The sequence below is a fragment of the Pantoea sp. 1B4 genome (assembly GCF_016925765.1).
GTDB classification, from domain to species: domain Bacteria; phylum Pseudomonadota; class Gammaproteobacteria; order Enterobacterales; family Enterobacteriaceae; genus Pantoea; species Pantoea agglomerans.
The window spans coordinates 2648482-2674178 of sequence record NZ_JAEUWZ010000001.1; the positions used below are offsets into that span (position 1 = coordinate 2648482).

General features: G+C 58.0%; 18 protein-coding genes, 1 pseudogene and 1 riboswitch. Of the genes and pseudogenes, 15 read left to right on the forward strand and 4 right to left on the reverse strand.

What is annotated here, in order from left to right; translation table 11 throughout:
* Positions 1-213 precede the first annotated feature (213 nt).
* The 13 genes and pseudogenes from JNO11_RS12880 (at position 214) to JNO11_RS12940 (ending at position 19968) form a co-directional block, all read left to right on the forward strand.
* Positions 214-1452, forward strand: a complete 1239-nt coding sequence (locus JNO11_RS12880) for an MdtA/MuxA family multidrug efflux RND transporter periplasmic adaptor subunit (RefSeq protein ID WP_010248177.1) — start codon at positions 214-216, stop codon at positions 1450-1452.
* Positions 1452-4574 (forward strand): MdtB/MuxB family multidrug efflux RND transporter permease subunit, encoded by a 3123-nt coding sequence (locus JNO11_RS12885; protein ID WP_033788263.1) that lies wholly within the window; start codon positions 1452-1454, stop codon positions 4572-4574. The genes JNO11_RS12880 and JNO11_RS12885 overlap by 1 nt, the downstream gene beginning before the upstream one ends.
* The gene (mdtC, locus tag JNO11_RS12890) at positions 4571-7645 is read left to right on the forward strand and encodes a multidrug efflux RND transporter permease subunit MdtC (RefSeq protein WP_325177392.1); all 3075 of its coding nucleotides are present in this window, start codon (positions 4571-4573) and stop codon (positions 7643-7645) included. Before JNO11_RS12885 ends, mdtC begins: the two co-directional genes overlap by 4 nt.
* Positions 7646-7699: 54 nt before the next feature.
* Entirely contained in the window at positions 7700-9082 is a 1383-nt protein-coding gene (gene mdtD / locus JNO11_RS12895) for a multidrug transporter subunit MdtD (RefSeq protein ID WP_325177393.1), read from the forward strand.
* Between the two features lie 21 nt (positions 9083-9103).
* Positions 9104-10492 carry a two-component system sensor histidine kinase BaeS gene (gene baeS, locus JNO11_RS12900; RefSeq protein ID WP_033758415.1) on the forward strand — a complete coding sequence of 463 codons (1389 nt, stop codon included), beginning with the start codon at positions 9104-9106 and terminating at the stop codon, positions 10490-10492.
* Positions 10493-10498: 6 nt separating this feature from the next.
* On the forward strand, positions 10499-11206 hold the full coding sequence (gene baeR, locus JNO11_RS12905; protein ID WP_325177394.1) for a two-component system response regulator BaeR: 708 nt from the start codon (positions 10499-10501) through the stop codon (positions 11204-11206).
* Positions 11207-11326: 120 nt separating this feature from the next.
* Positions 11327-12709 (forward strand): tRNA 5-hydroxyuridine modification protein YegQ, encoded by a 1383-nt coding sequence (yegQ, locus tag JNO11_RS12910; protein ID WP_033772224.1) that lies wholly within the window; start codon positions 11327-11329, stop codon positions 12707-12709.
* 220 nt (positions 12710-12929) lie between these two features.
* Entirely contained in the window at positions 12930-13829 is a 900-nt protein-coding gene (yegS, locus tag JNO11_RS12915; protein WP_033772226.1) for a lipid kinase YegS, read from the forward strand.
* A 221-nt stretch (positions 13830-14050) separates the two neighbouring features.
* On the forward strand, positions 14051-15265 hold the full coding sequence (gene manD / locus JNO11_RS12920) for a D-mannonate dehydratase ManD (protein WP_010670990.1): 1215 nt from the start codon (positions 14051-14053) through the stop codon (positions 15263-15265).
* 10 nt (positions 15266-15275) lie between these two features.
* A pseudogene (locus JNO11_RS12925) lies at positions 15276-16287 on the forward strand (Zn-dependent oxidoreductase).
* Positions 16288-16369: 82 nt separating this feature from the next.
* On the forward strand, positions 16370-17653 hold the full coding sequence (locus tag JNO11_RS12930; protein WP_010248200.1) for an MFS transporter: 1284 nt from the start codon (positions 16370-16372) through the stop codon (positions 17651-17653).
* Between the two features lie 67 nt (positions 17654-17720).
* The gene (locus JNO11_RS12935; protein ID WP_325177395.1) at positions 17721-19181 is read left to right on the forward strand and encodes a mannitol dehydrogenase family protein; all 1461 of its coding nucleotides are present in this window, start codon (positions 17721-17723) and stop codon (positions 19179-19181) included.
* Positions 19182-19281: 100 nt separating this feature from the next.
* Complete coding sequence (locus JNO11_RS12940) at positions 19282-19968, forward strand: GntR family transcriptional regulator (protein WP_325177396.1); 687 nt, start codon at positions 19282-19284, stop codon at positions 19966-19968.
* 52 nt (positions 19969-20020) lie between these two features.
* On the opposite strand, the gene thiD is transcribed toward JNO11_RS12940, so the two are convergent.
* Together thiD and thiM are read right to left on the reverse strand one after the other, a co-directional pair.
* Entirely contained in the window at positions 20021-20821 is an 801-nt protein-coding gene (thiD, locus tag JNO11_RS12945) for a bifunctional hydroxymethylpyrimidine kinase/phosphomethylpyrimidine kinase (protein WP_325177397.1), read from the reverse strand.
* A complete protein-coding gene (thiM, locus tag JNO11_RS12950) occupies positions 20808-21605 on the reverse strand; it encodes a hydroxyethylthiazole kinase (protein WP_122458076.1) in 798 nt (265 codons plus the stop codon). The genes thiD and thiM overlap by 14 nt, the downstream gene beginning before the upstream one ends.
* Positions 21606-21639: 34 nt before the next feature.
* A riboswitch (TPP riboswitch) is annotated at positions 21640-21740 on the reverse strand.
* A 307-nt stretch (positions 21741-22047) separates the two neighbouring features.
* Between thiM and JNO11_RS12955 the strand changes: the two genes are divergently transcribed.
* Together JNO11_RS12955 and JNO11_RS12960 are read left to right on the forward strand one after the other, a co-directional pair.
* Complete coding sequence (locus tag JNO11_RS12955; protein WP_010670995.1) at positions 22048-22245, forward strand: hypothetical protein; 198 nt, start codon at positions 22048-22050, stop codon at positions 22243-22245.
* Between the two features lie 97 nt (positions 22246-22342).
* Positions 22343-23302, forward strand: coding sequence for an AEC family transporter (locus JNO11_RS12960; RefSeq protein WP_022625034.1), 960 nt, complete (start codon positions 22343-22345; stop codon positions 23300-23302).
* Positions 23303-23357: 55 nt separating this feature from the next.
* Here the strand turns inward: JNO11_RS12960 and ahpF are convergent, their stop codons facing one another.
* A complete protein-coding gene (gene ahpF, locus JNO11_RS12965) occupies positions 23358-24926 on the reverse strand; it encodes an alkyl hydroperoxide reductase subunit F (RefSeq protein ID WP_010248223.1) in 1569 nt (522 codons plus the stop codon).
* A gap of 71 nt (positions 24927-24997) precedes the next feature.
* Positions 24998-25561, reverse strand: a complete 564-nt coding sequence (gene ahpC / locus JNO11_RS12970; RefSeq protein WP_010248225.1) for an alkyl hydroperoxide reductase subunit C — start codon at positions 25559-25561, stop codon at positions 24998-25000.
* Positions 25562-25697: the final 136 nt, after the last annotated feature.

The following is a 25697-nucleotide window of genomic DNA, read 5'->3' on the forward strand; positions in this document are numbered from 1 at the left end:
CCGTCTGTCTTTCAGCATAGCAAAGTGATTTCACGGCTTTATGACGATTGTGATGCGATTAATGAAAGAACAGGCATAATTACCCCGCCCTGACAGATATCCTTATTTCCTTCAACTTCTGCCCGTCAGAGGCGGCTACACTCTGTCATTTGCAGGCTACCCATTTGATGCCTGCGCCTGGGACTACGTCACTGCTGGAGAGCACCAACAATCATGAGCACCCGACATCCTGTTATGAAGAAAACCCTTATCGTGCTGGCCCTGATCGCCGTGGCCGCTGGCGGCTATTATGCCTGGCAGCGCCATGCCCAGCCGCAGAGCAGCAGTCAGAGTGACGCACCTGCGCCACGTGGCGGCAAAGGCGGCGGTGATGGCGCCCGTCGTCCCCTCGCGCCGGTTCAGGCCGCTACGGCCACCAGCCAGAGCGTGCCGCACTATCTGAGTGGACTGGGTACGGTGACCGCGGCTAACACGGCAACGGTGCGCAGCCGGGTCAATGGCGATCTGCTGGCAATCCACTTCACCGAAGGGCAGCAGGTAAAAGCGGGCGAGCTACTGGCAGAAGTCGACCCGCGGCCTTATCAGGTGGCGTTAACGCAGGCGCAGGGCCAGCTGGCGAAAGATCAGGCGACGCTAGCCAACGCCCGTCGTGACCTGGCGCGCTTCGAGAAGCTGGCAAAAAACTCGCTGGTGTCGCAACAGGAGCTGGATACCCAGCGCTCACTGGTCAGTGAAACGCTCGGCACGCTGAAAGCGGATGAGGGAAGCGTCGCCAGTGCGCAGCTCAATCTTACCTACAGCCGGATCACCGCACCGATTGCCGGCCGGGTCGGGCTGAAACAGGTGGACGTCGGCAACTACGTCACCAGCGGCGACACCACCGGTATCGTGGTGATCACCCAGACGCACCCGATTGATGTGGTTTTTACCCTGGCTGAGAACAGCATCAGTTCCATTCTCAAGGCGCAGAAAAGCGGTGAATCGCTGCTGGTGGAGGCCTGGGATCGCAGTAATCAGAATCTGATCGCCAGCGGCAAACTGCTAAGCCTCGATAACCAGATTGATGTCACCACCGGCACCATCAAAATTAAAGCGCGTTTTGATAATCAGGACGACACGCTGTTCCCCAATCAGTTCGTGAATGTGCGGCTGAAGGTCAACACCCTGCAGGATGCGATTGTTATCCCACCTGCCGCGCTGCAGATGGGCAACGAAGGCAACTTTGTCTGGGTGGTTAACAGTGACAACAAGGTCAGCAAGAAAAGCGTGATTGCCGGCTTGCAGGATAGCGAGAAAGTGGTGGTCAGCGCCGGTCTGGAGGCGGGCGAACGTGTCGTGACCGATGGGCTGGATCGCCTCACGGAAGGCGCAAAAGTCGAGGTGGTCGCGCCGCAGAGCAACGCACCGCGCGCTACCCGCGCCACCCTGCCGTCAAAAGGAGAGCGTGAGTAATGCAGGTCATGCCTCCCGATCATAGTGGCGGACCGTCACGCCAGTTTATCCTGCGGCCGGTCGCCACCACGCTGTTGATGATTGCGATCCTGCTGGCCGGGGTGCTGGGCTACCGCTTCCTGCCGGTCTCGGCGCTGCCGGAAGTCGACTATCCGACGATCCAGGTCGTCACGCTCTATCCGGGTGCCAGCCCGGATGTGGTCACCTCCTCCATCACCGCGCCGCTTGAGCGCCAGTTTGGTCAGATGTCTGGCCTGAAACAGATGGCGTCACAAAGCTCCGGCGGTGCCTCGGTGGTGACGCTGCAGTTCCAGCTGACGCTACCGCTGGATGTCGCAGAGCAGGAGGTGCAGGCTGCCATTAACTCCGCCACTAACCTGCTGCCCAACGACCTGCCTAATCCGCCGGTCTACAGCAAAGTGAATCCTGCCGATCCACCGATCATGACGCTTGCCGTCACCACGCGCAGCATGCCGCTGACGCAGGTGCAGGACATGGTGGAAACGCGGGTGGCGCAGAAAATCTCTCAGGTCAGCGGCGTCGGACTGGTGACGCTATCGGGCGGTCAGCGTCCGGCGGTGCGGGTGAAAATGAATGCGCAGGCGCTGGCTGCGCTGGGTCTGACCAGCGAAACGGTGCGGACCGCCATCAGCAATGCCAACGTAAATTCGGCCAAAGGCAGCCTGGATGGTCCGACCCGCTCAGTTACCCTGTCAGCCAATGATCAGATGAAATCAGCGGAGGATTATCGCCAGCTGATTATCAGCTACAAAAACGGCGCACCGGTGCGTCTTGGCGACGTGGCGACCATAGAACAGGGAGCAGAAAACAGCTGGCTCGGCGCCTGGGCCAACCGCGATGCGGCGATTGTGCTCAACGTTCAGCGTCAGCCTGGTGCCAATATCATCGCCACAGCAGATAATATCCGTGCCATGTTGCCCGCCCTGACCGCAGCCCTGCCGAAGTCGGTGGAGGTTAAACTGCTCACCGACCGCACCACCAATATTCGTGCTTCGGTCAACGACACGCAGTATGAGCTGATGCTGGCGATGGCGCTGGTGGTGATGATCATCTATCTGTTTCTGCGCAATGTGCCCGCCACGCTGATCCCGGCGGTTGCGGTGCCTCTGTCGCTGATCGGCACCTTTGCGGCGATGTACTTCCTCGGCTTTTCAATTAACAACCTGACGCTGATGGCGCTGACCATCGCCACCGGCTTTGTGGTCGATGATGCCATCGTGGTGATTGAGAACATCTCACGCTATATCGAGAAAGGGGAAAAGCCGCTGACCGCCGCGCTGAAAGGTGCCGGCGAGATCGGCTTTACCATCATCTCCCTCACCTTCTCGCTGATTGCGGTCCTGATCCCGCTGCTGTTTATGGGCGACGTGATCGGCCGTCTGTTCCGCGAATTTGCCGTGACGCTGGCGGTGGCGATTCTGATTTCAGCGGTGGTCTCACTAACCCTGACGCCGATGATGTGCGCCAGGATGCTGAGCGCGGAGTCGCTGCGCAAACAGAACCGCTTTTCGCGGGCCAGCGAAGCGATGTTTGATCGTATCGTGGCCGCCTATGGCCGCGGCCTGAAACGGGTACTTAATCATCCCTGGCTAACGCTGTCGGTGGCGCTTGGCACCCTGGTGCTGACGCTGTTGCTGTGGATGATCATCCCGAAAGGCTTTTTCCCGCAGCAGGACAACAGCATTATTCAGGGCACGCTGCAGGCACCGCAGTCAGTCTCCTATGCCAGCATGGCGCAGCGCACCCGCGACGTCGCCTCCATCATCATGAAAGATCCGGCGGTGGAGAGCATGACTTCGTTTGTCGGCGTGGATGGCACCAATGCCTCGCTGAACAGCGCGCGTCTGCAGATCAACCTCAAACCGCTGGATCAACGCGACGACCGTATTCCTGCCATTCAGCAGCGCCTGCAACAGCAGGTCAGTGAGGTACCGGGCGTGCAGCTGTGGCTGCAGGCGGTGCAGGATCTCACCATCGATACCCAGGCGAGCCGCACGCCCTATCAGTTCACGCTGCAATCGGGTTCACTGTCTTCACTCAGCACCTGGGTTCCGGCGCTGCTGACCCGGCTCAGCACCCTGCCACAGCTGCGCGATGTCAGCAGTGACTGGCAGGATCAGGGACTGGAAGCCTATGTCAAAGTGGACCGCGACAGCGCCAGCCGCCTCGGCATCAGCATGGCGGATGTCGATAACGCGCTGTACAACGCCTTCGGTCAGCGGCTCATCTCCACCATTTATACCCAGGCGAACCAGTATCGGGTGGTGCTGGAGCAGGACAATAGTGCCACTCCAGGCATGGAGAGCCTGGAGGCGATTCGCCTTAACAGCAGCGACGGCGGCAGCGTACCACTGAGCGCCATTGCCCGCATTGAACAGCGCAACACGCCGCTCAGCATTAATCATCTCGACCAGTTCCCGTCGGCGACCTTCTCCTTCAACGTGGCTGACGGCTATTCGCTGGAAGATGCGGTGAAAGCGGTGTCGCAGGCTGAAGCCGAGCTTGGCATGCCCGCAGAGCTGATGACGCAGTTCCAGGGCAGCACGCTGGCGTTTGAGGCGGCGCTGAGCAGCACCGTCTGGCTGATTGTGGCGGCTATTGTGGCGATGTACATCGTGCTGGGCGTGCTTTATGAGAGCTTTATTCACCCCATCACGATTCTCTCAACGCTGCCCACAGCGGGTGTCGGCGCGCTGCTGGCGCTGATGCTCAGCGGCAATGAGCTGGATATCGTGGCGATAATCGGCATCATCCTGCTGATCGGCATCGTGAAAAAGAACGCCATCATGATGATCGACTTTGCGCTGGCGGCCGAACGTGAACAGGGTATGAAGCCTGTTGATGCCATTTATCAGGCCTGCCTGCTGCGCTTCCGCCCGATTCTGATGACCACGCTGGCCGCACTGCTCGGCGCGCTGCCGCTGATGCTCAGCACCGGCGTCGGTGCCGAACTGCGTCATCCGCTGGGGATTGCCATGGTCGGCGGGCTGATTCTGAGCCAGGTGCTGACCCTGTTTACCACCCCGGTGATCTACCTGCTGTTTGATCGACTGGCGCACGCTACCCGCCGCCGCTTTGCCCGCACGGAGGCCGCAGAGTGAAGTTCTTTGCCCTGTTCATCAACCGGCCCGTCGCCACTACCCTGCTGACGCTGGCCATCGCACTGGCGGGGATGCTGGGTTTCCGGCTGCTGCCGGTGGCGCCGCTGCCGCAGGTTGATTTTCCGGTGATCGTTATCTCGGCTTCGCTGCCGGGTGCCGCGCCGGAGATCATGGCGTCGTCGGTGGCCACGCCACTGGAGCGCTCGCTGGGACGCATCGCGGGCGTCAGTGAAATGACCTCAACCAGTTCGCTGGGCAGCACCCGCATCATTCTGGTGTTTGACTTTGATCGCGACATCAACGGAGCCGCGCGCGATGTCCAGGCCGCGATTAACGCGGCGCAAAGCCTGCTGCCTACCGGGATGCCGTCGCGCCCGACATATCGCAAAGTGAACCCTTCAGATTCGCCGATTATGATCATGACGCTGACTTCGGATACCTATAATCCGGGTCAGCTCTACGATTACGCCTCGACCCAGCTGGCGCAGAAACTGTCACAGATTGAGGGCGTGGGCGACGTCACCGTGGGTGGCAGCTCGCTGCCTGCGGTCCGCGTGGCCCTGAATCCACAGGCGCTGTTTAATCAGGGCGTCTCGCTGGATGCAGTGCGCACCGCCATTTCCAACGCCAATCAGCGACGGCCGCAGGGCGCACTGGATGATTCGCAGCAGCGCTGGCAGTTGCGTACCAATGACGCGCTGCAGACCGCCAGTGAGTATCAGCCGCTGATAGTGCATTACAACAACGGCGCGGCGGTCAGGCTGTCGGATGTGGCGACAGTCGAAGATTCAGTGCAGGACGTACGCAACGCAGGGATGTCGCGCGGTAAACCGGCGGTGCTGCTGCTGATCCGCAAAACGCCTGAAGCCAACGTCATCGATACGGTGGACCGCATCCGCGCCGAAATGCCGCTGCTGCATGAGGTGATCCCGGCCGCCATCGATCTGCAGATCGCTCAGGATCGCTCACCCACCATTCGCGCCTCGCTGCATGAGGTGGAGCAGTCGCTGGTGATCGCCGTGGCGCTGGTGATTCTGGTAGTGTTTGTTTTCCTGCGTTCGGGCCGCGCCACGCTGATCCCCGCCGTTGCGGTGCCGGTTTCGCTGATCGGCACCTTTGCCGCGATGTACCTGTGTGGCTTCAGCCTCAACAATCTGTCGCTGATGGCGCTGACCATCGCCACCGGCTTTGTGGTGGATGATGCGATTGTGGTGCTGGAGAACATTGCCCGACACGTGGAAGCGGGCATGAAGCCGCTGGCCGCCGCGCTGAAAGGGGTACGGGAAGTCGGCTTTACCGTGTTGTCGATGAGCCTGTCACTGATTGCCGTGTTCCTGCCGCTGCTGATGATCGGCGGACTGATTGGCCGCTTCTTCTCAGAATTTGCCATTACGCTGTCGGTGGCTATCGTCATCTCGCTGTTTATCTCGGTCACCCTGACGCCGGTGATGTGTGCCTATCTGCTGAAGCCGCACGCGCCGCGCAGCCAGCCGCGTCAGCGCGGCGCGGGCCGGTTGCTGATGGCGATCCAGCAGGGCTATGGCCGCTCGCTTAGCGTGGTACTGAACCATGCGCGCTGGGTGATGGTGCTGTTTTTCGCCACCATCGTCCTGACCGGCTGGCTGTTTGTTCATATTCCAAAAACCTTTATGCCGGAGCAGGATACCGGACGACTTTCCGGTTTCATCTCTGCCGACCAGAGCATTTCGTTTCAGGCGATGCGCAGTAAGCTGCAGGATTTTATGGAGATCGTCGGGGCCGATCCGGCGGTAGAGAGCGTGGTGGGCTTCACCGGCGGGATGCGTACCAACAGCGGCTCCATGTTTATCTCGCTGAAGCCGCTGTCGGAGCGGAAAGAGAGCGCAGTGGAGATTATCGCCCGCCTGCGCAATAAGCTGGCGAAAGAACCCGGGGCGAGTCTCTATCTGAATGCGGTGCAGGATCTGCGCGTCGGCGGTCGGGAATCGAATGCCGGTTATCAATATTCCCTGCTGTCGGACGACCTTAACGCCCTGCGTGAGTGGGAGCCAAAAATCCGTCAGGCGTTCTCTGCCCTGCCACAGCTGGCGGATGTGAACTCCGATCAGCAGGATAAAGGCAGCGAAATGGCGCTGACCTATGACCGGGAAAGTATGGCGCGGCTTGGCATCGATGTCTCTCAGGCCAATGCCCTGCTGAATAACGCCTTTGGTCAGCGTCAGATCTCCACCATCTATCAGCCGCTTAACCAGTACAAAGTGGTGATGGAGGTCGATCCGCGCTACACCCAGGATATCAGTGCCCTGTCGCAGATGTTCGTGATAAACAGCGAAGGTAAAGCGATTCCGCTGTCGTGGTTTGCCCACTGGCAGCCCGCAAATGCGCCGCTCTCGGTCAACCATGAAGGGCTGTCTGCCGCCTCGACCATTTCATTTAACCTGCCGGAAGGGGTGTCGCTGTCGCAGGCGTCGGAGGCAATTGAACGCACCATGACCGCGATTGGCGTGCCCTCCAGCGTGCGCGGCAGCTTTGCCGGTACGGCGCAGGTGTTTCAGCAGTCGCAAAGCAATCAGCTCTGGCTGATGCTGGCGGCGATTGCGGCAGTCTATATCGTGCTGGGGATCCTCTATGAGAGCTATGTCCATCCGCTGACGATCCTCTCTACCCTGCCCTCGGCGGGTGTCGGTGCACTGCTGGCGCTGGAGCTGTTCGATACGCCCTTCAGCCTGATTGCGCTGATCGGTATTCTGCTGCTGATCGGTATCGTGAAAAAGAACGCCATCATGATGGTCGATTTTGCGCTGGAGGCAGAGCGCAACGGCCAGCTCAGCGCGCGCGAGGCGATTTTCCAGGCGTGCCTGTTGCGCTTCCGGCCGATTATGATGACGACGCTGGCGGCGCTGTTTGGCGCGCTGCCGCTGGTGCTGACCAGCGGCGACGGCGCAGAGCTGCGTCAGCCGCTGGGGATTACCATTGCCGGCGGGCTGGTGATGAGCCAGTTGCTGACGCTCTACACCACGCCGGTGGTCTATTTAATGATGGATAAATTGCGCCGTAAAAAACGCCCGCTGGCCGCCGCGCAGCAGCCGTAACAGGTATGGCGGCAGCAGGCATCGGACGTGACGCCTTTATCGGGGGGGGGATCGATGAGTACGCAAAGCACTCACGTCCGCTGGCAACTGTGGATTGTTGCCATCGGCTTCTTTATGCAGACGCTGGATACCACCATCGTGAATACCGCGATCCCGTCGATGGCGCACGATCTGGGTGTCAGCCCGCTGCACATGCACTCGGTCATCGTCTATTACGTGCTGACGGTCGCCGTCATGCTGCCGGTCAGCGGCTGGCTGGCCGATCGTTTTGGCGTGCGCAACATTTTCTTCTGCGCCATTGTACTGTTCAGCCTGGGATCACTGCTGTGCGCCCTCTCCGGCACCCTCGATCAGCTGGTGCTGTCGCGGGTGGTTCAGGGGATTGGCGGGGCCATGATGGTGCCGGTGGGTCGTCTGACGGTGATGAAAATCGTGCCGCGCGAGCAGTATATGTCCGCCATGACGTTTGTCACTCTGCCCGGCCAGATTGGCCCGCTGCTGGGTCCGGCGCTGGGCGGTGTGCTGGTGGAGTACGCCAGCTGGCACTGGATCTTTCTGATCAATATCCCGGTCGGCATTGCAGGCGCTATCGCCACCCTGATGCTGATGCCCAACTACAGCATGCAGACGCGGCGCTTTGATTTCGGCGGTTTTATCCTGCTGGCCGCCGGAATGGCAACCCTGACGCTGGCGCTGGATGGTCAGCGCAGCAGTGGCGGCTCTCCGCTGCTGCTGGGTGCCATGATCCTCATTGGTATGTTCTCTTTGCTGTTCTACCTGATGCATGCGCGCAGCAATGATAATGCGCTGTTCAGCCTGAAGCTGTTTGATAATCGCATCTACTCCATCGGCCTGCTTGGCAGTTTTACCGGCCGCATCGGCAGCGGCATGCTGCCCTTTATGACGCCTATCTTTCTGCAGCTCGGCATGGGTTACAGCCCGTTTCACGCCGGTCTGATGATGATTCCGATGGTGCTGGGGAATATGGGGATGAAACGCATTGTGGTGCGCATCGTCAATCTTTATGGCTACCGCAACGTGCTGGTGATGTCGACCGTGGCGCTGGCGCTGGTGGTCCTGCTGTTCCCGCTGGTGGCAATTCTGGGCTGGGTCTGGCTGCTGCCACTGGTGCTGTTTCTGCAGGGCATGGTCAACGCCATTCGTTTCTCCTCAATGAATACCCTGACGCTGAAGGAGCTGCCCGATGAGCTGGCATCCAGCGGCAACAGCCTGCTGTCGATGATTATGCAGCTGTCGATGAGTATCGGCGTGACCGTGGCCGGGCTGCTGCTGGGGGGCATTTGCTCAGGAGAGCGCAGCGAACAGCACGGCGGAACATCAGATGTTTATTTATACCTACCTTTGCATGTCGCTGATTATCATCCTGCCCGCGCTGGTGTTCTGGCGCGTGCCGCCACAGGTGAGTACCAACGTTGATTTGCGACGCCGGAGAAAAAAATGAGAGATAACCTGCGCCTGGGCATCGGTGCCAAACTGTTTATGGCGATTTTCGCCACCTGCATGCTGGTGCTGATTACCATGCACTGGGGAGTTCGCCTCAGTTTCGAGCATGGCTTTGTCGACTACATTAAGCGCGGCAACGAGCAGCGGTTAAATCTGCTCAGCGATGCCCTGGCCGATCAGTATGAGCAGCACGGCAACTGGGATTTTTTGCGCCACAACGACCGGCTGGTGTTCACCATGCTGCGCTCGCTGGAGCAGAATCCCGACAGTAACAGTCAGCTGCCGCCGCACGGCTGGCGCACCCAGTTCTGGATCCTCGATCAGCAATATAAAGTGCTGGCCGGGCCAAAATCGCCAGTGCCACCCGAGGGCACGCGACGCAATATCACCACCAGCAATAATAAAGTGGTCGGCTGGGTCATCGGCTCGCCGCCGGAGCGGCTGACGCGCAGCACCGACATTAACTTTGATCAGCAGCAGCGGCGCACCAGCTGGATTATCGTCGGGCTGTCTACGCTGCTGGCGGCACTGGCGACCTGGCTGATGGGGCGCGGTCTGCTGGCTCCGGTCAAACGGCTGGTTGACGGCACCCATCATCTGGCGGCCGGTAATTTTGCCACCCGCGTTGAGGTCAGCAGCCGGGATGAGCTGGGCCAGCTGGCCAGGGACTTTAACCTCCTTGCCAGCTCGCTGGAGAAAAATGAGAGCATGCGCCGCGCCTTTATGGCCGATATCTCCCATGAGTTACGCACACCACTGGCGATCCTGCGCGGTGAACTGGAAGCGATGCAGGATGGCGTGCGCAAACTGACGCCGGAAGCGATCGCCTCGCTACAGAGCGAAGTGGTGGTGCTGACCAAGCTGGTCGACGATCTGCACCAGCTGTCGCTGTCCGATGAGGGCGCCCTTGCCTACCGCAAACAGGCAACCGATCTGGTGCAGTTACTGGAAGTGACGGCAGGCAGCTTTGCCGAACGCTATCGTGCACACGGGCTGACGCTGAAACTCAATCTGCCCGATAACGCCCCCTTCTTTGGCGATCCCGACCGCCTGATGCAGTTGTTCACTAATCTGCTGGAGAACAGCCTGCGCTACACCGACAGTGGGGGCCGGGTTGAAGTGACGCTGAACTATGAGGCGCCCAACTGGCGCATCGAGTTTGATGACAGCGCGCCGGGCGTGGATGGGGAACATCAGGCGCAGATTTTTGAGCGCTTCTTCCGCACCGAAGGCTCGCGCAATCGCGCCAGCGGTGGCTCGGGCCTGGGCCTGGCCATCTGTAAAAATATCGCTGACGCGCATGGCGGCGATATTCACGCGGCGCACTCTGATTTAGGTGGACTGAAAATCGCGCTACACTTGCGCTATGTTCCCCTTGTGTAGACGCTTATGAGCCTGGAAAACCACGACCCGCTGATTCTGGTGGTCGAAGATGAGCCGAAACTAGCGCAGCTGATGATCGATTATCTGCATGCCTCGAACTACCGTACCCATCACATCGCCGACGGCAACGCGGTGCTGGAATACGTGCGCCAGACGCCACCCGACCTGATGCTGCTGGATTTGATGCTGCCAGGCAACGACGGTTTAACGCTGTGCCGTGAAATCCGTCGTCATTCCGAACTGCCGATTATTATGGTCACCGCCCGTACCGAGGAGATCGATCGGCTGCTGGGGCTGGAGCTGGGCGCGGATGACTACATCTGTAAACCCTTCAGCCCGCGTGAAGTAGTGGCGCGAGTTAAAACGATTCTGCGCCGGGTAAAACGGTCGGCGGAAGAGCCGCAAAGCGCCTCGTTACTTCGCGTCGATGAGAGCCGCTTCTTCGCCAGCTGGCGAGACAAGCCGCTGGATCTCACGCCGGCGGAGTTCCGCCTGCTGAAAACGCTGTCGCTGGAGCCGGGCAAGGTCTTTTCACGCGAACAGCTGCTTAACCATCTCTATGATGACTACCGCGTGGTCACGGACCGCACCATCGACAGCCATATAAAGAACCTGCGGCGCAAGCTGGAGACTCTCGACAGCGAGCAACCTTTTATCCGCGCCGTCTACGGCATGGGCTATCGCTGGGAAGCCGATGCCTGTCATTTGATCTAGTTTGATCCCGATCAATTTACTTCCCTTTTCTCACTGCCTACAATTCCGCACCTTTTGCAGGGCTTCACTGCCCTGCACCTGCCGCCTGAGGCGACATGCTGACCTGACATCAGTGAGAAAATCATGAAACCCGAACTGCTTTCCCCCGCTGGCACCCTGAAGAACATGCGTTACGCGTTTGCTTATGGTGCCGATGCCGTCTATGCCGGCCAGCCGCGCTACAGCCTGCGGGTGCGCAACAACGAATTCACCCACGAAAACCTCGCACTGGGCATCAGTGAAGCGCACGCACTGGGTAAAAAATTCTACGTGGTGGTGAACATTGCGCCACACAACGCCAAGCTGAAAACCTTTATTCGTGACTTAGCGCCGGTAGTGGCGATGCAGCCCGACGCGCTGATCATGTCCGATCCCGGCCTGATCATGCTGGTGCGCGACGCTTTCCCGACGATGCCGGTTCATCTGTCGGTGCAGGCCAATGCGGTCAACTGGGCCACGGTAAAATTCTGGCAGCAGATGGGGCTGAGCCGGGTGATTCTGTCACGCGAGCTTTCGCTGGAGGAGATCGCCGAGATCCGCCAGCAGGTCCCGGAGATGGAGCTGGAAGTCTTTGTCCATGGCGCACTCTGCATGGCCTACTCCGGTCGCTGCCTGCTCTCCGGCTATATGAACAAACGCGATCCGAATCAGGGAACCTGCACCAACGCCTGCCGCTGGGAGTATAAAGTGGCGGAGGGTCAGCAGGATGAGGTGGGGAATATCGTCGGTATCCACCAGCCTGTCGCCGTACAGGATGTGACGCCAACGCTGGGCGTTGGTCAGCCCACCGACAAGGTGTTTCTGCTGGAAGAGAAGATGAAGCCCGGCGAGGTGATGAGCGCGTTCGAAGATGAGCACGGCACCTACATCATGAACTCGCGGGATCTGCGCGCGGTTGCGCACGTGGAGCGGCTCAGTGAGATGGGCGTTCATTCGCTGAAGATTGAGGGACGCACCAAGTCCTACTACTACTGCGCCCGCACCGCTCAGGTTTATCGCCGGGCGATTGATGATGCAGCTGCCGGTAAGCCGTTTGATCCCTCACTGCTGTTAACCCTGGAAGGCCTGGCACATCGTGGCTATACCGAAGGCTTCCTGCGCCGCCACACTCACGACAGCTACCAGAATTATCAGCAGGGCTTTTCGGTGTCCGACCGCCAGCAGTTTGTCGGCGAATTCACCGGCGAACGCCGGGGCGAATGGGCTGAAGTGGCGGTGAAGAATAAGTTTATGCTGCACGACAGCGTGGAGATCATGACGCCTCAGGGGAACCTGAATTGCCAGCTGGACGCGCTGCAGAATGCGCGCGGCGAACCCACTGAAGTTGCGCCGGGCGATGGCCATCGCGTCTGGCTGCGGGTGCCAGAGGAGGTGGATCTGCGTTTTGCACTGCTGCTGCGCAACTTCGATCATGGTGAAGATACCCGGGACCCTCATAATCGTTTACCAACGGAAACATTTTGAGGAAATCAGAACAGGATCACAGACCCCTGCGCAGCGCTGCTTTATAGTCCCGCCTGCTGCTAACGAGTAACAACAAACGGCAGATTTACCAGGAACCACCTCATTTACCCGCCCGGCTCCCCCGTGCGGGTTTTCTTTTTTCTCTCTTTCGCCAATAATTTACTGCTGGCAGCTGTGTTATAAATCCCTTCTTACTCTGTAGATCTTCAAGGAACGCAAAATGGATAATAAACCGCTTACGCTGCTCATCCTGAATGGGAAAGGCGCGGGTAATGATGATCTGCGCGAAGCTATTACGACCCTGCGTGAAGAAGGCTTCGACATTGCGGTGCGTGTCACATTTGAAAAAGGTGACGGCGATCGGTACGTCAAAGAGGCCATTGCGCTGCAGGCCGCGACCGTGGTGGCGGGTGGCGGCGATGGCACCATCAATGAAATTGCGACAGCGCTGGCTTCTTCTGAAGCGGATCATCGCCCGGTGCTGGGCATCCTGCCGCTGGGTACCGCTAACGATTTTGCCACCAGCGTCGGCATCCCGGAAGAGATGGAACCGGCACTGCGACTGGCGATTCAGGGCAAAGCCAGTGCCATCGATCTGGCCAGGGTAAACCAGAGCCACTACTTCATCAATATGGCGACCGGCGGGTTTGGCACCCGTATCACGACTGAAACCCCGGAAAAGCTGAAGTCGGCGCTGGGTGGCGTCTCCTACTTTATTCACGGCCTGATGCGCATGGATACGCTGAAACCGGATACCTGCGAGATCAGCGGCCCCGATTTCGCCTGGCAGGGTGATGCGCTGGTGATCGGTATTGGTAATGGTCGTCAGGCGGGCGGCGGTCAGCGGTTATGCCCTTCTGCCCTGATCAACGATGGCCGACTTGACGTCAGTGTTGTCACCGCGCAGGAGTTGCTGCCTACCCTGCTGCACTCGCTGACCGGCGACGATGACAATCCCGGCATCGTCACCACGCAACTGGAGTCACTGACGATCCGTTCGCCGCATGAGATGACCTTTAACCTCGATGGCGAGCCGCTTTCCGGGCGCGAATTCGTGATTGAGGTGATGGCGGGCGCGCTGAGCTGCCGCCTGCCGCCGCAGTGCGCGCTGCTTGCCTGAACCGACATCAGGGGCGAAAGCCCCTTTTTTCTTCTGCTACCATTAGCGCCCATTGTCTTCGTAACATTCCTCCTGCTGCCTCGCTTTATCACGCCTTAACGGGCGTTTTCAGGCAATGTAAACACTCTGTGATTCCGTTCACAACTCTGCCACCCTAACTTGTATGGTAGTATTAAAGAGCGTACTTTTTCATCATTGAACGCTGACTTAAGGCAACCAGGATGAAAATTGTTAAGGCAGAAGTATTTGTAACCTGCGCAGGCAGAAACTTTGTCACCGTAAAGATCACCACCGATCAGGGTCTGACCGGCATTGGCGACGCAACGCTGAATGGCCGTGAATTACCGGTCGCCTCCTACCTGAAAGATCACGTCTGCCCGCAGCTGATTGGCCGCGATGCGCATCAGATCGAAGACATCTGGCAATATTTCTACAAGGGCGCTTACTGGCGTCGTGGCCCGGTCACCATGTCCGCTATCTCGGCCGTCGATATGGCACTGTGGGATATCAAAGGCAAAGCCGCCAATATGCCGGTGTATCAGCTGCTGGGTGGTGCATCCCGTACCGGCGTGATGGTCTATTGCCACACCACCGGTCACTCCATTGATGAAGTGATGGATGACTACGCGAAGCACAAAGAGCTGGGCTTCAAAGCGATTCGCGCGCAGTGCGGCGTTCCGGGCATGAAAACCACTTACGGCATGGCGAAAGGTAAAGGTCTGGCCTATGAGCCTGCAACCAAAGGCAACTGGCCCGAAGAGCAGCTCTGGTCAACCGAGAAATACCTCGATTTCACCCCGAAACTGTTCGCCGCCATCCGTGACAAGTTTGGTTTCGACGAGCACTTGCTGCATGACATGCATCACCGCCTGACGCCGATTGAAGCGGCGCGTTTCGGCAAGAGCGTGGAAGATTATCGCCTGTTCTGGATGGAAGATCCTACGCCTGCTGAGAATCAGGAGTGCTTCCGCCTGATCCGCCAGCATACCGTTACGCCGATTGCCGTGGGTGAAGTGTTCAACAGCATCTGGGATTGTAAGCAGCTGATTGAAGAACAGCTGATCGACTACATCCGCACCACCATTACGCATGCGGGCGGCATCACCGGTATGCGGCGTATTGCTGATTTTGCATCGCTCTATCAGGTGCGCACCGGCTCGCACGGTCCTTCTGATCTCTCCCCTGTTTGCATGGCGGCTGCACTGCACTTTGACCTCTGGGTGCCGAACTTCGGTGTGCAGGAGTACATGGGCTTCTCTGAACAGATGATGGAGCTGTTTGATGCAAACTGGACCTTTGACCAGGGCTACATGCATCCAGGCGACAAACCCGGTCTCGGCATTGAATTCAACGAGAAACTGGCGTCGAAATATCCCTATGAACCTGCCTATCTCCCGGTCGCCCGTCTTGAAGATGGCACCCTGTGGAACTGGTAAGGAGAAGCTGATGAAAAGCGTTGTTATTGAACAGCCGGGTGAACTGGTGGTGGCTGAACGTCCGCTGCCACAACCTGCGGCGGGCGAAGTCCGGGTCAAAGTGGCTTATGCCAGTATCTGCGGCTCTGATGTGCATATCTGGCACGGTCATAACCCGTTCGCGAAATATCCACGGGTAATTGGTCACGAATTTTTCGGCGTTATTGACGCGGTGGGTGACGGTGTTGATCCGGCCCGGCTGGGCGACCGCGTGGCGGTGGATCCGGTGGTGAGCTGCGGCAGCTGCTATCCCTGCTCGGTAGGCCGTCCCAATGTCTGCACCACACTGCAGGTGATTGGCGTGCACCGTGATGGCGGCTTCAGCGAGTTTGCGCTGGCTCCGGCAAAAAATGCTTTTTCCCTGCCGGACAGCATCCCCGATCGGCTCGCCAGTCTGGTTGAGCCTTTCACGATCGCCGCCAATATCACCGCATTTCTCAAGCCGCAGCCAGACGATGTGGCGCTGATTTACGGTGCCGGTCCGATGGGGCTCACTGCGATTCAGGTGCTGAAGGGCGTCTATAAGGTTAAAAAGGTGATGGTGGTGGATCGCCTGCCGGAAAGGCTGGCACTTGCAGAGCAGAGCGGTGCCGATCAACTGTTCGATAACAGCGAAATCCCGCTGGCGGCACAGCTTGAGGGCGTGCAGCCTACGCTGATTATCGACGCGGCCTGCCATCCCACCATTCTGGCTGAAGCAGCTGCCCTCGCCTCACCGGCCGCGCGCATTGGCCTGCTGGGTTTCTCCGGCGAGCCGTGCAGCATTACTCAGCAGAGCCTGACCAGCAAGGAGCTGTCGCTGTTTACCTCACGTCTTAACAGCAATCGTTTCCCCCCAGGTGATCGAATGGATGGAAAAAGGGTTAATCCAGCCAGAGAAACTGGTCACGCACTACTTCCCGCTGCAGGAGATTGAGCGTGCGATGACCCTGTTTGAAAAAGATCCGCGCACCTGCTGCAAAGTCATACTTCAGATGGGTTAATTATCCGCTGAACACCAGGTCTCCTCAGCCGGTGCGTACCCGCCGGCATGACTATAAAGATAAAACAGATCACGGAGTTTGTATGTTCAAGAATCTGCGCTGGACCCTCGTTTTGCTGCTGTTCCTGGTTTACATGATTAACTACCTCGATCGTGTCGCCCTGTCGCTGACGGTGCCGCTGGTGGAAAAAGATCTGGCGATCAATGCTGAGCAGTTTGGCATGATCTTCGGCAGCTTTTTCTTTGGCTATGCCCTGTTTAACTTCCTTGGCGGCCTTGCCACTGACCGCTATGGCCCTAAAATCGTGCTGGCCGTGGCGGTAGGTGCCTGGTCCATTTTCTGCGGCATGACCGCACTGGCCACCGGCTTCTGGTCACTGCTGATCCTGCGTGTGCTGTTCGGCATGGCTGAAGGCCCGATCTGCTCCTCGGCCAACAAAGCGATTAACGGCTGGTTCCCGAAAAAACAGGCCGCGACGGCCATGGGCTTACTGAGTGCCGGATCACCTTTAGGTGGTGCGGTCGCTGGCCCGATCATTGGTTATCTGGCGCTCGCCTATGGCTGGCGTCCGGCGTTCGTGATTGTCTGCTGCATCGGTCTGGTGTGGATGGCGTTCTGGCTCTTCTTCGCCGCTGACAATCCGGCGAAGAGCAAGCGCGTCAGCGAAGAGGAACGTCTGCTGATTGATCGCCTGAAAGCAACGAACCCGAATGATGAAGTTGATCTGTCGGAAACGTCACATCCGTTTGGCTACTACCTGCGCCAGCCGATTATCCTGGTCACCGCTTTTGCCTTCTTCTGCTACAACTACATTCTGTTCTTCTTCCTGAGCTGGTTCCCGGCCTACCTGGTGCAGGCGCACGGCCTGGATATCAAATCAATGAGCATCACCACCATGATCCCGTGGATCGTCGGTTTCGTTGGCCTGGCGCTGGGTGGCTGGATCTCCGATAAGATCTTTAACATCACCGGCAAGCTGTTGTTGTCCCGCAAAATTGTGCTGGTGGTCTCACTGCTGGCCGCCGCAATTTGTGTGGCGCTGGCGGGTACGATAAAAGATGTGGTGCCTGCGGTAATTATGATGTCGGTGTCGATTTTCTTTCTCTACATCACCGGCGCAATCTACTGGGCGATTATTCAGGATGTGGTGCACAAGAGCCGTATCGGCAGCATCAGCGGCTTTATCCATCTGGTGGGTAGCCTCTCCGGCATCATCGGGCCCATCGTCACCGGGTTTATTGTTCATCACACCGGTAAATTCGATAGCGCCTTTATCCTGGCGGGCTGTGTTGCCGCGCTGGGTGCCTTCCTGGTGTTATTTGTGATTCGCAGTCCGAAAACTCAGGATAAACCGGTTTCGGTCTGAGTGTTGTTTCGCTAACAGATGTATGATTTCGGGGCGCTTTGCGCCCCGTTTGCCATAAGGATGGACTATGTTACAGATTGATCGCCTGCCCGCTGAGGTCAAGCGCCCCGCTTATGACCGCAGCCAGTTAAAAACCCGCATGGTACATATCGGTTTTGGTGCATTTCACCGCGCCCATCAGGCGCTCTGCAGCGATAAGCTGGCTGAACAGGGCAGCGACTGGGGTTATTGTGAAGTGAACCTCAACAGCGGCGCGTTGATTGAGGCCCTGCGAGAGCAGCAGCTGCTTTATACTCTCACCGAGATGGCCGATGATTCATTGCATACCCGGGTGATTGGCGTCATTACTCTGGCACTGCACGGCAAAAGTGACGGTATTGAGGCGGTGATCAATGCCATGAGCCAGCCTGAGGTGGCCATTGTCTCCATGACCGTCACCGAAAAAGGCTATTGCCACCAGCCTGCCAGTGGCAATTTAAATCCCGATCACCCTGATATCGTGCATGACCTGCAGAATCCGCATTCGCCGCGTTCGCTGCCCGGTCTGATTCTGGCCGCGATTCGCCGCCGACGTGATCAGGGCTTACCCGCCTTTAGCGTGATGTCCTGTGACAACATGCCGGAAAATGGTCACGTGACACGCAACGTTGTTGTGCAACTGGCACAGCATCAGGATCCGGCACTGGCAGACTATATTCAGCAACACATTACCTTCCCCTCCACCATGGTCGATCGTATCGTTCCGGCCATGACCGATGCAGCGTTTGCGGCACTAAGCGAGCGTCTGGGTTCCGATGACCCGGTTGCGGTTGAAGCGGAGCCCTTCTTTCAGTGGGTGATTGAAGATAACTTCGTCAATGGCCGTCCGGCGTGGGAAAAAGCGGGCGCAGAACTGGTCAGTGACGTTCTGCCCTATGAAGAGATGAAACTGCGCATGCTGAATGGCAGCCACTCTTTTCTGGCCTATCTCGGCTTCCTGGCCGGTTATGAGTACATCAGCGACTGCGTGGCCGATCCCCATTTCCGCGCCGCCGCCCGTTCACTGATGATTGATGAGCAGGCGCCGACGCTACGTACCCAGGGCGTGGATCTCAACGCCTACGCCGATTCGCTGATCGCCCGTTACGAAAACCGTGCCATTAAACATCGCACATATCAAATCGCCACTGACGGATCGCAAAAATTGCCACAACGCATGCTCGACAGTCTGCGCTGGCATCTGCAACGCGGCAGCCGCTGCGACCTGCTGCTGCTGGGCGTGGCGGGCTGGATGCGCTATGTCGGCGGCATCGATGAACAGGGTCAACCGATTGAGATCCGCGATCCGCTGAAAGCCACGCTGGCAGAGACGGTTGCCGGTAGCGAAGAAGGCGAAGCGCGTGTCCGTGCGCTATTGGGTCTGCGCGACATCTTTGGCGAAGATTTAGCGCAGAACGCCGATCTGGTGGCCCGACTGACGACGTATTACCAGCAGCTGACGACTCAGGGCGCGCGGGCGACGGTGCAACAGTGTATGAGCCAGGCATAACAGCCTGGTGACAAAGCGCTGGCGCAGATGCAGCGCGCTGATTAGACTGACACTTTCCCATCGCGCTGGCCCCGGCCAGCCGTAATATGGATATTGCTGCATGTCGATCGCCTATACCATTACTACCAGCGAACCGGTAAATCAGCAGATTTACCGGTATCTGCGCAAAGATATCGTCACCTGCGCAATTCAGCCGGGCTCGCTGCTCTCGGAAAAAGAGGTGTCCGCGCGCTTCAACGTCTCACGCCAGCCGGTGCGTGAAGCGTTCATCAAGCTGGCCGAAGCCGGACTGGTACAGGTATTGCCGCAGCGTGGCACTTTCGTGCGCAAAATCTCCGCTAAGCGGGTGGCGGATGGCCGCTTTATCCGGGAGGCAGTCGAGGTGTCGGTGGTTCGCCGTGCGGCACTGGAGATTGATGATCCGGCCCTGATGGCGCTGGAGCATAACCTGCAGCTGCAGCGCATGGCCGCTGAACGGCATGACAGCCAGGCTTTTCTCACTCTGGACGATGAGTTTCATCGCCTGATTGCTGAAAGCATTGACTGTAAGCTGGCCCGGGAAACGGTGGAGAACATCAAAGCGGCCATGGACCGGGTGCGGTTTCTGACGCTGAGTGAAGTCTCTCCACCGGACAAGCTGATTGAGCAGCATGAAGAGATTTTTGCCGCGCTGAAGCGTCATGACGCCGATGCAGCCGAAGCGGCGATGCGTCGTCATCTGCAGGAGATGATCTTCTCTATCACCCCGATTGCCGAGCGTAACAGCGCCTGGTTTGAAGCACCCTGAACCTGAAACCGCCCGCACCACCTGATTACCAGGTCGATGCGGGCCTTCGTCATTACCACCATTGATGAAAATGGTGAACCGGCCCGATACCCTTCCCGACCTCCAGCGAATCCGCCTGCAGCAGCGCCTGCTGTAACCAGTTTTTGGCTTCCCCAATCGTCTCTGCCCAGTCAGCATGACGTGGTCGCAACGCGGCTAAGGCTGCCGATAGCGTACAGCCGGTGCCGTGCGTATGACGGGTATTCACCCGCGGCGTACTGAATCGCTGCTCTGCTGAGTGCGTGATCAGCCAGTCCGGGCTCTCCGCCGCCGTAAGGTGACCGCCCTTCATCAGCACGGCCTGACAGCCCAGTGCCAGCAATTCCCGTCCCTGCTCGCGCATTTCCTCTTCATCTGCCGCAATGGAACAGTCCAGCAATGCCGCCGCTTCCGGCAGATTAGGCGTGATCAGCGAGACCTGCGGCAATAACAGCTCCCGAACACTGGCTACGGCGTCTGGCGAGAGCAGCGCATCACCACTTTTCGCGACCATGACCGTGTCCAGCACGATAAACGGGATATCCGCATTTCTCAGACGGGCCGCAACCTGCTCCACGATAGCCGTTTCTGACAGCATGCCAATTTTTGCGCTGTCGATACGCACATCACTGAGCACCGAATCGAGCTGGGCGGCCACAAAGTCAGGCGTAATGCGATAAACCGACTGCACGCCGCAGGTGTTCTGTGCCACCAGCGCGGTGATGACGCTGGTGCCATAGGCTCCCAGAGCGGAGAAGGTCTTGAGATCGGCCTGAATCCCTGCGCCGCCGCTGGGATCGGTACCCGCAATCGTCAGAGCGTTAATACGCTTCATGATTACCCTCCAGCGTCCAGAGTGCATCAATAAACGCTGTGGCAAAGCTGCCGGGGCCGGCAGCCTGCGCCGCCGCCTTTTCACCCGCCAGCGCCATCACCTGACAGGCGGCCGCGACATTCATCAGCCGATCGCCAGCCAGAGAGCTGAAACCCGCCACCACTGCCGAGAGGGCGCAGCCGGTCCCGACTACCCGTGTCATTAACGGGCTTCCACCGTGTACAGCAAGGAGTCGCTGACCATCGGTGGCGTAGTCCACTTCACCGGTGACGACCACCAGCGTGCTCCAGGTTTCCGCGAGCTGTTGGGCCGCATCGAGTGCGGCATCCGCCTGATGCAGCGTGTCAACACCGCGCCCGCCGCTGGCCTGTTGTGCCAGCGCCAGAATCTCTGACGCATTTCCCCGAATCACCGCCGGTTGCTGGTTTAACAACTGCTGGCAGAAGTCACTGCGCAGCGTCAGCGCGCCGACGGCAACCGGATCGAGTGTCCAGGGCGTGCCCGCCTGATTAGCCGCGGTGACGGCAGCCTGCATCGCCTGCTGGCGATCGCGGGTTAAGGTGCCCACGTTAATCAGCAGTGCATCGGCCATGCTACTGAACTGGGCAGCCTCAGCGGCATCGATCACCATCGCCGGTGAGGCATGGAGTGCCAGCAACACGTTGGCGGTGAAGTTCTGGACCACGTCATTGGTCATACAGTGCACCAGCGGTGACTGGCGGCGGAAAGCGTGCAGAATGGGCGCGAAGTGCGCGGCAGAAAGGTGTTGAGATTGATGTGTCATCGTAGCTCCCAACCGGCGAACAAGAAGGCGAATGCGGTCAGGCATCAGACTTCCCTACGCTGGCATTATCCAGTTCAGGTCAGCGGGTTTTTCTCAGCCCTTTCCGTGTGGAAAGCGGCACCCCGAGTCATCTTACGGCTTGCAGCATAGGCAAGCCGCGCAGCGAAAGCAAGCGACTCCCGCCTGGGAAATAATCAGAGCTGAAACAATTCACATGATCCCGATCAACGCCTGAGGGTGCAAAAAAAGGCTTAATGCTGCGGGTTAACGAGATACCTCTTTATAGGTAGCCCCGCTTATTACCCGGATAGGTAATATTTCCCGCAGTGACTCTGGTTATCCCATAATAATTAACCTGCTTGCAGCATCATCGTAAAAAAAACTTTATTTCATGGGGTTAGAAAACTCCTGAAGCGGAACTTCATACTATTCAGGATGTATGATGCGATTTTTAGCGCTTATTCCACACCGCCATCGATGGCAGGATATTAATATTGAACGCAGGGGTGCCGTGGCACCCAATGGCAGACAGTACCTCTCCACCTATATCTCCGCCCGTTGCACAGGCTGTGGCGAAATTATTCACCGGGTCTATTATCGCGACATCAGCGATCGGCAGGCGCGCCGCTGGTTAGGTTAGCGTCCCGGCAACGGTCATTCCGGACACAGTTCAGGTTAACAGTTAGTTAGCAATTTGTTAGTCTGGTAACTAATCATCGTCTGACCAGACTCTCTCTATGCCACTGCTGTTTGAAAGCTTAAGCCATCAAATTTACCTGTCAGCCCCGCTGTTTATCCTGATCCTGCTGGGGTACTGCCTGACGCGCCTCGGGAAATGGCCCGCCAGCATCAGCGAAGGGATGAACCGCTTTGTGTTTAACGTTGCCCTGCCCTGCATGCTGTTTCGGGTGATGAGCACCTTCTCGCAAAGTCCGCCGGTGGATGCGCGCCTGTTGCTGGCCTTTTTCGGCAGTTGCCTGCTGGTGTTTATCGTGGGACGACTGCTGGCAACAAGGCTGTTTAATCTGGATGGCGTAGCGGCGTCGGTTTTTGCGCTGGGCGGCATCTTTTCCAACAACGTCATGCTGGGGATCCCAGTGGCCACGGTACTGCTGGGGCCAGAAGCCCTGCCCCCGGTGGCGCTGGTGCTGGTGTTTAACAGCCTGATCCTCTGGACCTTACTGACCGTTTCGGTCGAGTGGGCAAAACAGGGCAGCTTCTCGCTGGAAGGACTCTGGCGCACCCTGCTCGGCGTGCTGAAGAATCCGCTGATCATCGGTATTCTCAGCGGTACAGCCTGGAGCTTTCTGCAACGTCCCTTGCCGCTGCTGGCCGCTGAACCGCTAAAGATGCTGGCCTCACTGGCTGCACCTCTGTCGCTGGTGACGCTGGGCATGAGCCTGGCACACTATCGGGTGCGGGATGGCTTAAAAGAGAGCTATACCATCTGCCTGCTGAAGCTGGTGCTGCAACCGATGACGGTATGGGCTATCGCGTGGCTGACCGATCTGCCGCCGCTGGAGAGTAAAGTGGTGGTGCTGCTGGGATCGATGGCAGTCGGGGTTAACGTCTATCTGATGTCGCAGAAGTTCAATGTCATTACCGGCCCGGCGGCGGCGAGCATGCTCTTTTCTACCGTGTTTGCGGCGGTGACGACGCCAATCTGGATGATGCTGATGACGCTGGCGGGCTATTAACAAAAAAAGCCCCTCAGCAGGCGTGCTGAAGGGCTATTGTCTGGCTAACTAAATGTTACTCAGCCGATTTGGTACGAATCAGATAGTCAAAAGCGCTCAGTGAGGCTTTAGCACCTTCGCCGCTGGCGATGATGATCTGCTTGTACGGTACGGTGGTGCAGTCGCCCGCGGCGAACACGCCTTTCAGGCTGGTTTCACATTTACCATCGATGATGATCTCACCCATTTTGTTGCGCTCAACCGCACCTTCCAGCCATGGGGTGTTTGGCAACAGACCGATCTGAACGAAGATACCGGAGAGCGGCAGCTCATGAGTGGTCTGCGTCGTGCGATCGATATAGTGCAGGCCGGTGACTTTGGTGCCGTCGCCTTTCACTTCGGTGGTCTGCGCGTTCAGGATCACATCCACGTTCTTCAGGCTGCGCAGTTTATCCTGCAGCACCTGATCGGCGCGCATCTCACCGGCAAACTCCAGCAGCGTAACGTGTTCAACGATACCGGCCAGGTCAATGGCCGCTTCCACGCCGGAGTTACCGCCGCCGATCACCGCCGTGCGTTTGCCTTTAAACAGCGGGCCATCGCAGTGTGGGCAGTAGGTCACGCCTTTGGTGCGATACTCTTCTTCACCCGGCACACCCATGTTACGCCAGCGTGCGCCGGTCGCCAGGATGATGCTGCGTGATTTCAATACTGCGCCGGAGGCGGTTTCGATGGCATGCATTCCGCCCTCTTTCGCTGCCGGGATCAGTTTGATGGCGCTCTGGCTTTCAATGACGTCTACGTTGTAATCATCCACGTGTGCGCGCAGTGAACCGGCCAGTTTTGCCCCTTCGGTTTTCGGTACGGAGATATAGTTTTCGATATCGACCGTGTCCAGCACCTGACCGCCAAAACGCTCACCCAGCAGGCCGGTACGGATACCTTTACGTGCTGAGTAGATGGCTGCCGCTGCGCCCGCCGGGCCGCTGCCGATAATCAGGACTTCATAGGCGTCACGCTTGTTCAGCTCTTCCGCTGCACGTTTGTCGGCATTGGTATCCACTTTGCTGACGATTTCCGCCAGGCTCATGCGACCCTGACCAAACTCTTTACCATTGAGGTAAACCGCTGGCACGCCCATCACGTTACGTTCCTGAATCTCGTTCTGGAACAGGCCACCGTCGATAGCGGTGTGGCTGATGCGCGGGTTAATCACCGCCATCAGGTTCAGCGCCTGTACGACGTCAGGGCAGTTATGGCATGAGAGTGAATAGTAGGTTTCGAAATGGAAGTCGCTGTCCAGCGCGGCAATCTGATCCAGCAGGCTTTGTGCTTCTTTCGACGGATGCCCACCGGTCTGTAACAGTGCCAGCACCAGTGAGGTAAATTCGTGACCCAGAGGTGAACCGGCAAAACGCGGGCCGCTGTTCGAACCTGGGTTGGTGATCAGAAATGAGGGCTTACGCACCTGACGATCGTTCTCTTCGCGGAAGCTGACTTTGTCAGACAAACCGGCGATATCAACCAACAGTTCACGGATCTCGGTTGATTTTGCACCTTCGTCCAGCGTGGCAATCAACTCAACAGGTTTGGTTAATTTCTCAAGGTAAGCCTTGAGCTGGGTTTTCAGATTTGTGTCGAGCATAGTGATATCCTGGTCAAAAAATCGGGTGCCGCAGCACCCGATTGGAGAATGGTCGAAAGGCCGAAGCGGAATTAGATTTTGCCAACCAGGTCCAGAGACGGAGCCAGTGTTGCATCACCTTCTTTCCATTTAGCCGGGCACACTTCACCTGGGTGAGAAGCCACGTACTGAGCCGCTTTCACTTTGCGCAGCAGGTCAGAGGCGTCACGGCCAATGCCTTCAGCAGTGATTTCGATTGCCTGGATAACGCCTTCCGGGTCAACGATAAAGGTACCACGGTCAGCCAGACCTTCGTCTTCGCGCATGATTTCGAAGTTACGGGTCAGCGCGCCAGTCGGGTCACCGATCATCGTGTACTGGATTTTCGCGATGGTGTCAGAAGAACCGTGCCAGGCTTTGTGGGTAAAGTGGGTATCGGTAGAAACGGAGTAGATATCTACGCCCAGTTTCTGGAACTCTTCGTAGTGATCAGCCACGTCGCCCAGCTCGGTCGGGCAGACGAAGGTGAAGTCAGCTGGATAGAAGAAGAACACACTCCATTTACCTTCAACGTCTTTCTCGGTTACGTCGATGAATTCGCCGTTTTTGAATGCTGCGTTTTTGAACGGCTTGATTTTGGTATTGATAATAGACATCTGGTGGCCTCCGTTAAAATATGTGATGCAGGTTACATAATTTCCGGGCCAACATCTAATATGCAGTCGTTATCAATTTGATTAACGAAAGCTATCAAACGCTAAGAGCCTGATGCTCTCTGGCCCGGCAGGCAGT

Excerpts from the sequence above, each read along its gene's own strand:
- JNO11_RS12940 (WP_325177396.1), top strand. The coding sequence starts at position 19,282 with ATGTCGATCGCCTATACCATTACTACCAGCGAACCGGTAAATCAGCAG.
- ahpF (WP_010248223.1), bottom strand. The coding sequence starts at position 24,926 with ATGCTCGACACAAATCTGAAAACCCAGCTCAAGGCTTACCTTGAGAAA.
- baeS (WP_033758415.1), top strand. The coding sequence starts at position 9,104 with ATGAGAGATAACCTGCGCCTGGGCATCGGTGCCAAACTGTTTATGGCG.
- JNO11_RS12930 (WP_010248200.1), top strand. The coding sequence starts at position 16,370 with ATGTTCAAGAATCTGCGCTGGACCCTCGTTTTGCTGCTGTTCCTGGTT.
- ahpC (WP_010248225.1), bottom strand. The coding sequence starts at position 25,561 with ATGTCTATTATCAATACCAAAATCAAGCCGTTCAAAAACGCAGCATTC.
- yegS (WP_033772226.1), top strand. The coding sequence starts at position 12,930 with ATGGATAATAAACCGCTTACGCTGCTCATCCTGAATGGGAAAGGCGCG.
- manD (WP_010670990.1), top strand. The coding sequence starts at position 14,051 with ATGAAAATTGTTAAGGCAGAAGTATTTGTAACCTGCGCAGGCAGAAAC.
- JNO11_RS12960 (WP_022625034.1), top strand. The coding sequence starts at position 22,343 with ATGCCACTGCTGTTTGAAAGCTTAAGCCATCAAATTTACCTGTCAGCC.
- thiM (WP_122458076.1), bottom strand. The coding sequence starts at position 21,605 with ATGACACATCAATCTCAACACCTTTCTGCCGCGCACTTCGCGCCCATT.
- JNO11_RS12885 (WP_033788263.1), top strand. The coding sequence starts at position 1,452 with ATGCAGGTCATGCCTCCCGATCATAGTGGCGGACCGTCACGCCAGTTT.
- JNO11_RS12935 (WP_325177395.1), top strand. The coding sequence starts at position 17,721 with ATGTTACAGATTGATCGCCTGCCCGCTGAGGTCAAGCGCCCCGCTTAT.
- JNO11_RS12880 (WP_010248177.1), top strand. The coding sequence starts at position 214 with ATGAGCACCCGACATCCTGTTATGAAGAAAACCCTTATCGTGCTGGCC.
- baeR (WP_325177394.1), top strand. The coding sequence starts at position 10,499 with ATGAGCCTGGAAAACCACGACCCGCTGATTCTGGTGGTCGAAGATGAG.
- JNO11_RS12955 (WP_010670995.1), top strand. The coding sequence starts at position 22,048 with ATGCGATTTTTAGCGCTTATTCCACACCGCCATCGATGGCAGGATATT.
- thiD (WP_325177397.1), bottom strand. The coding sequence starts at position 20,821 with ATGAAGCGTATTAACGCTCTGACGATTGCGGGTACCGATCCCAGCGGC.
- mdtD (WP_325177393.1), top strand. The coding sequence starts at position 7,700 with ATGAGTACGCAAAGCACTCACGTCCGCTGGCAACTGTGGATTGTTGCC.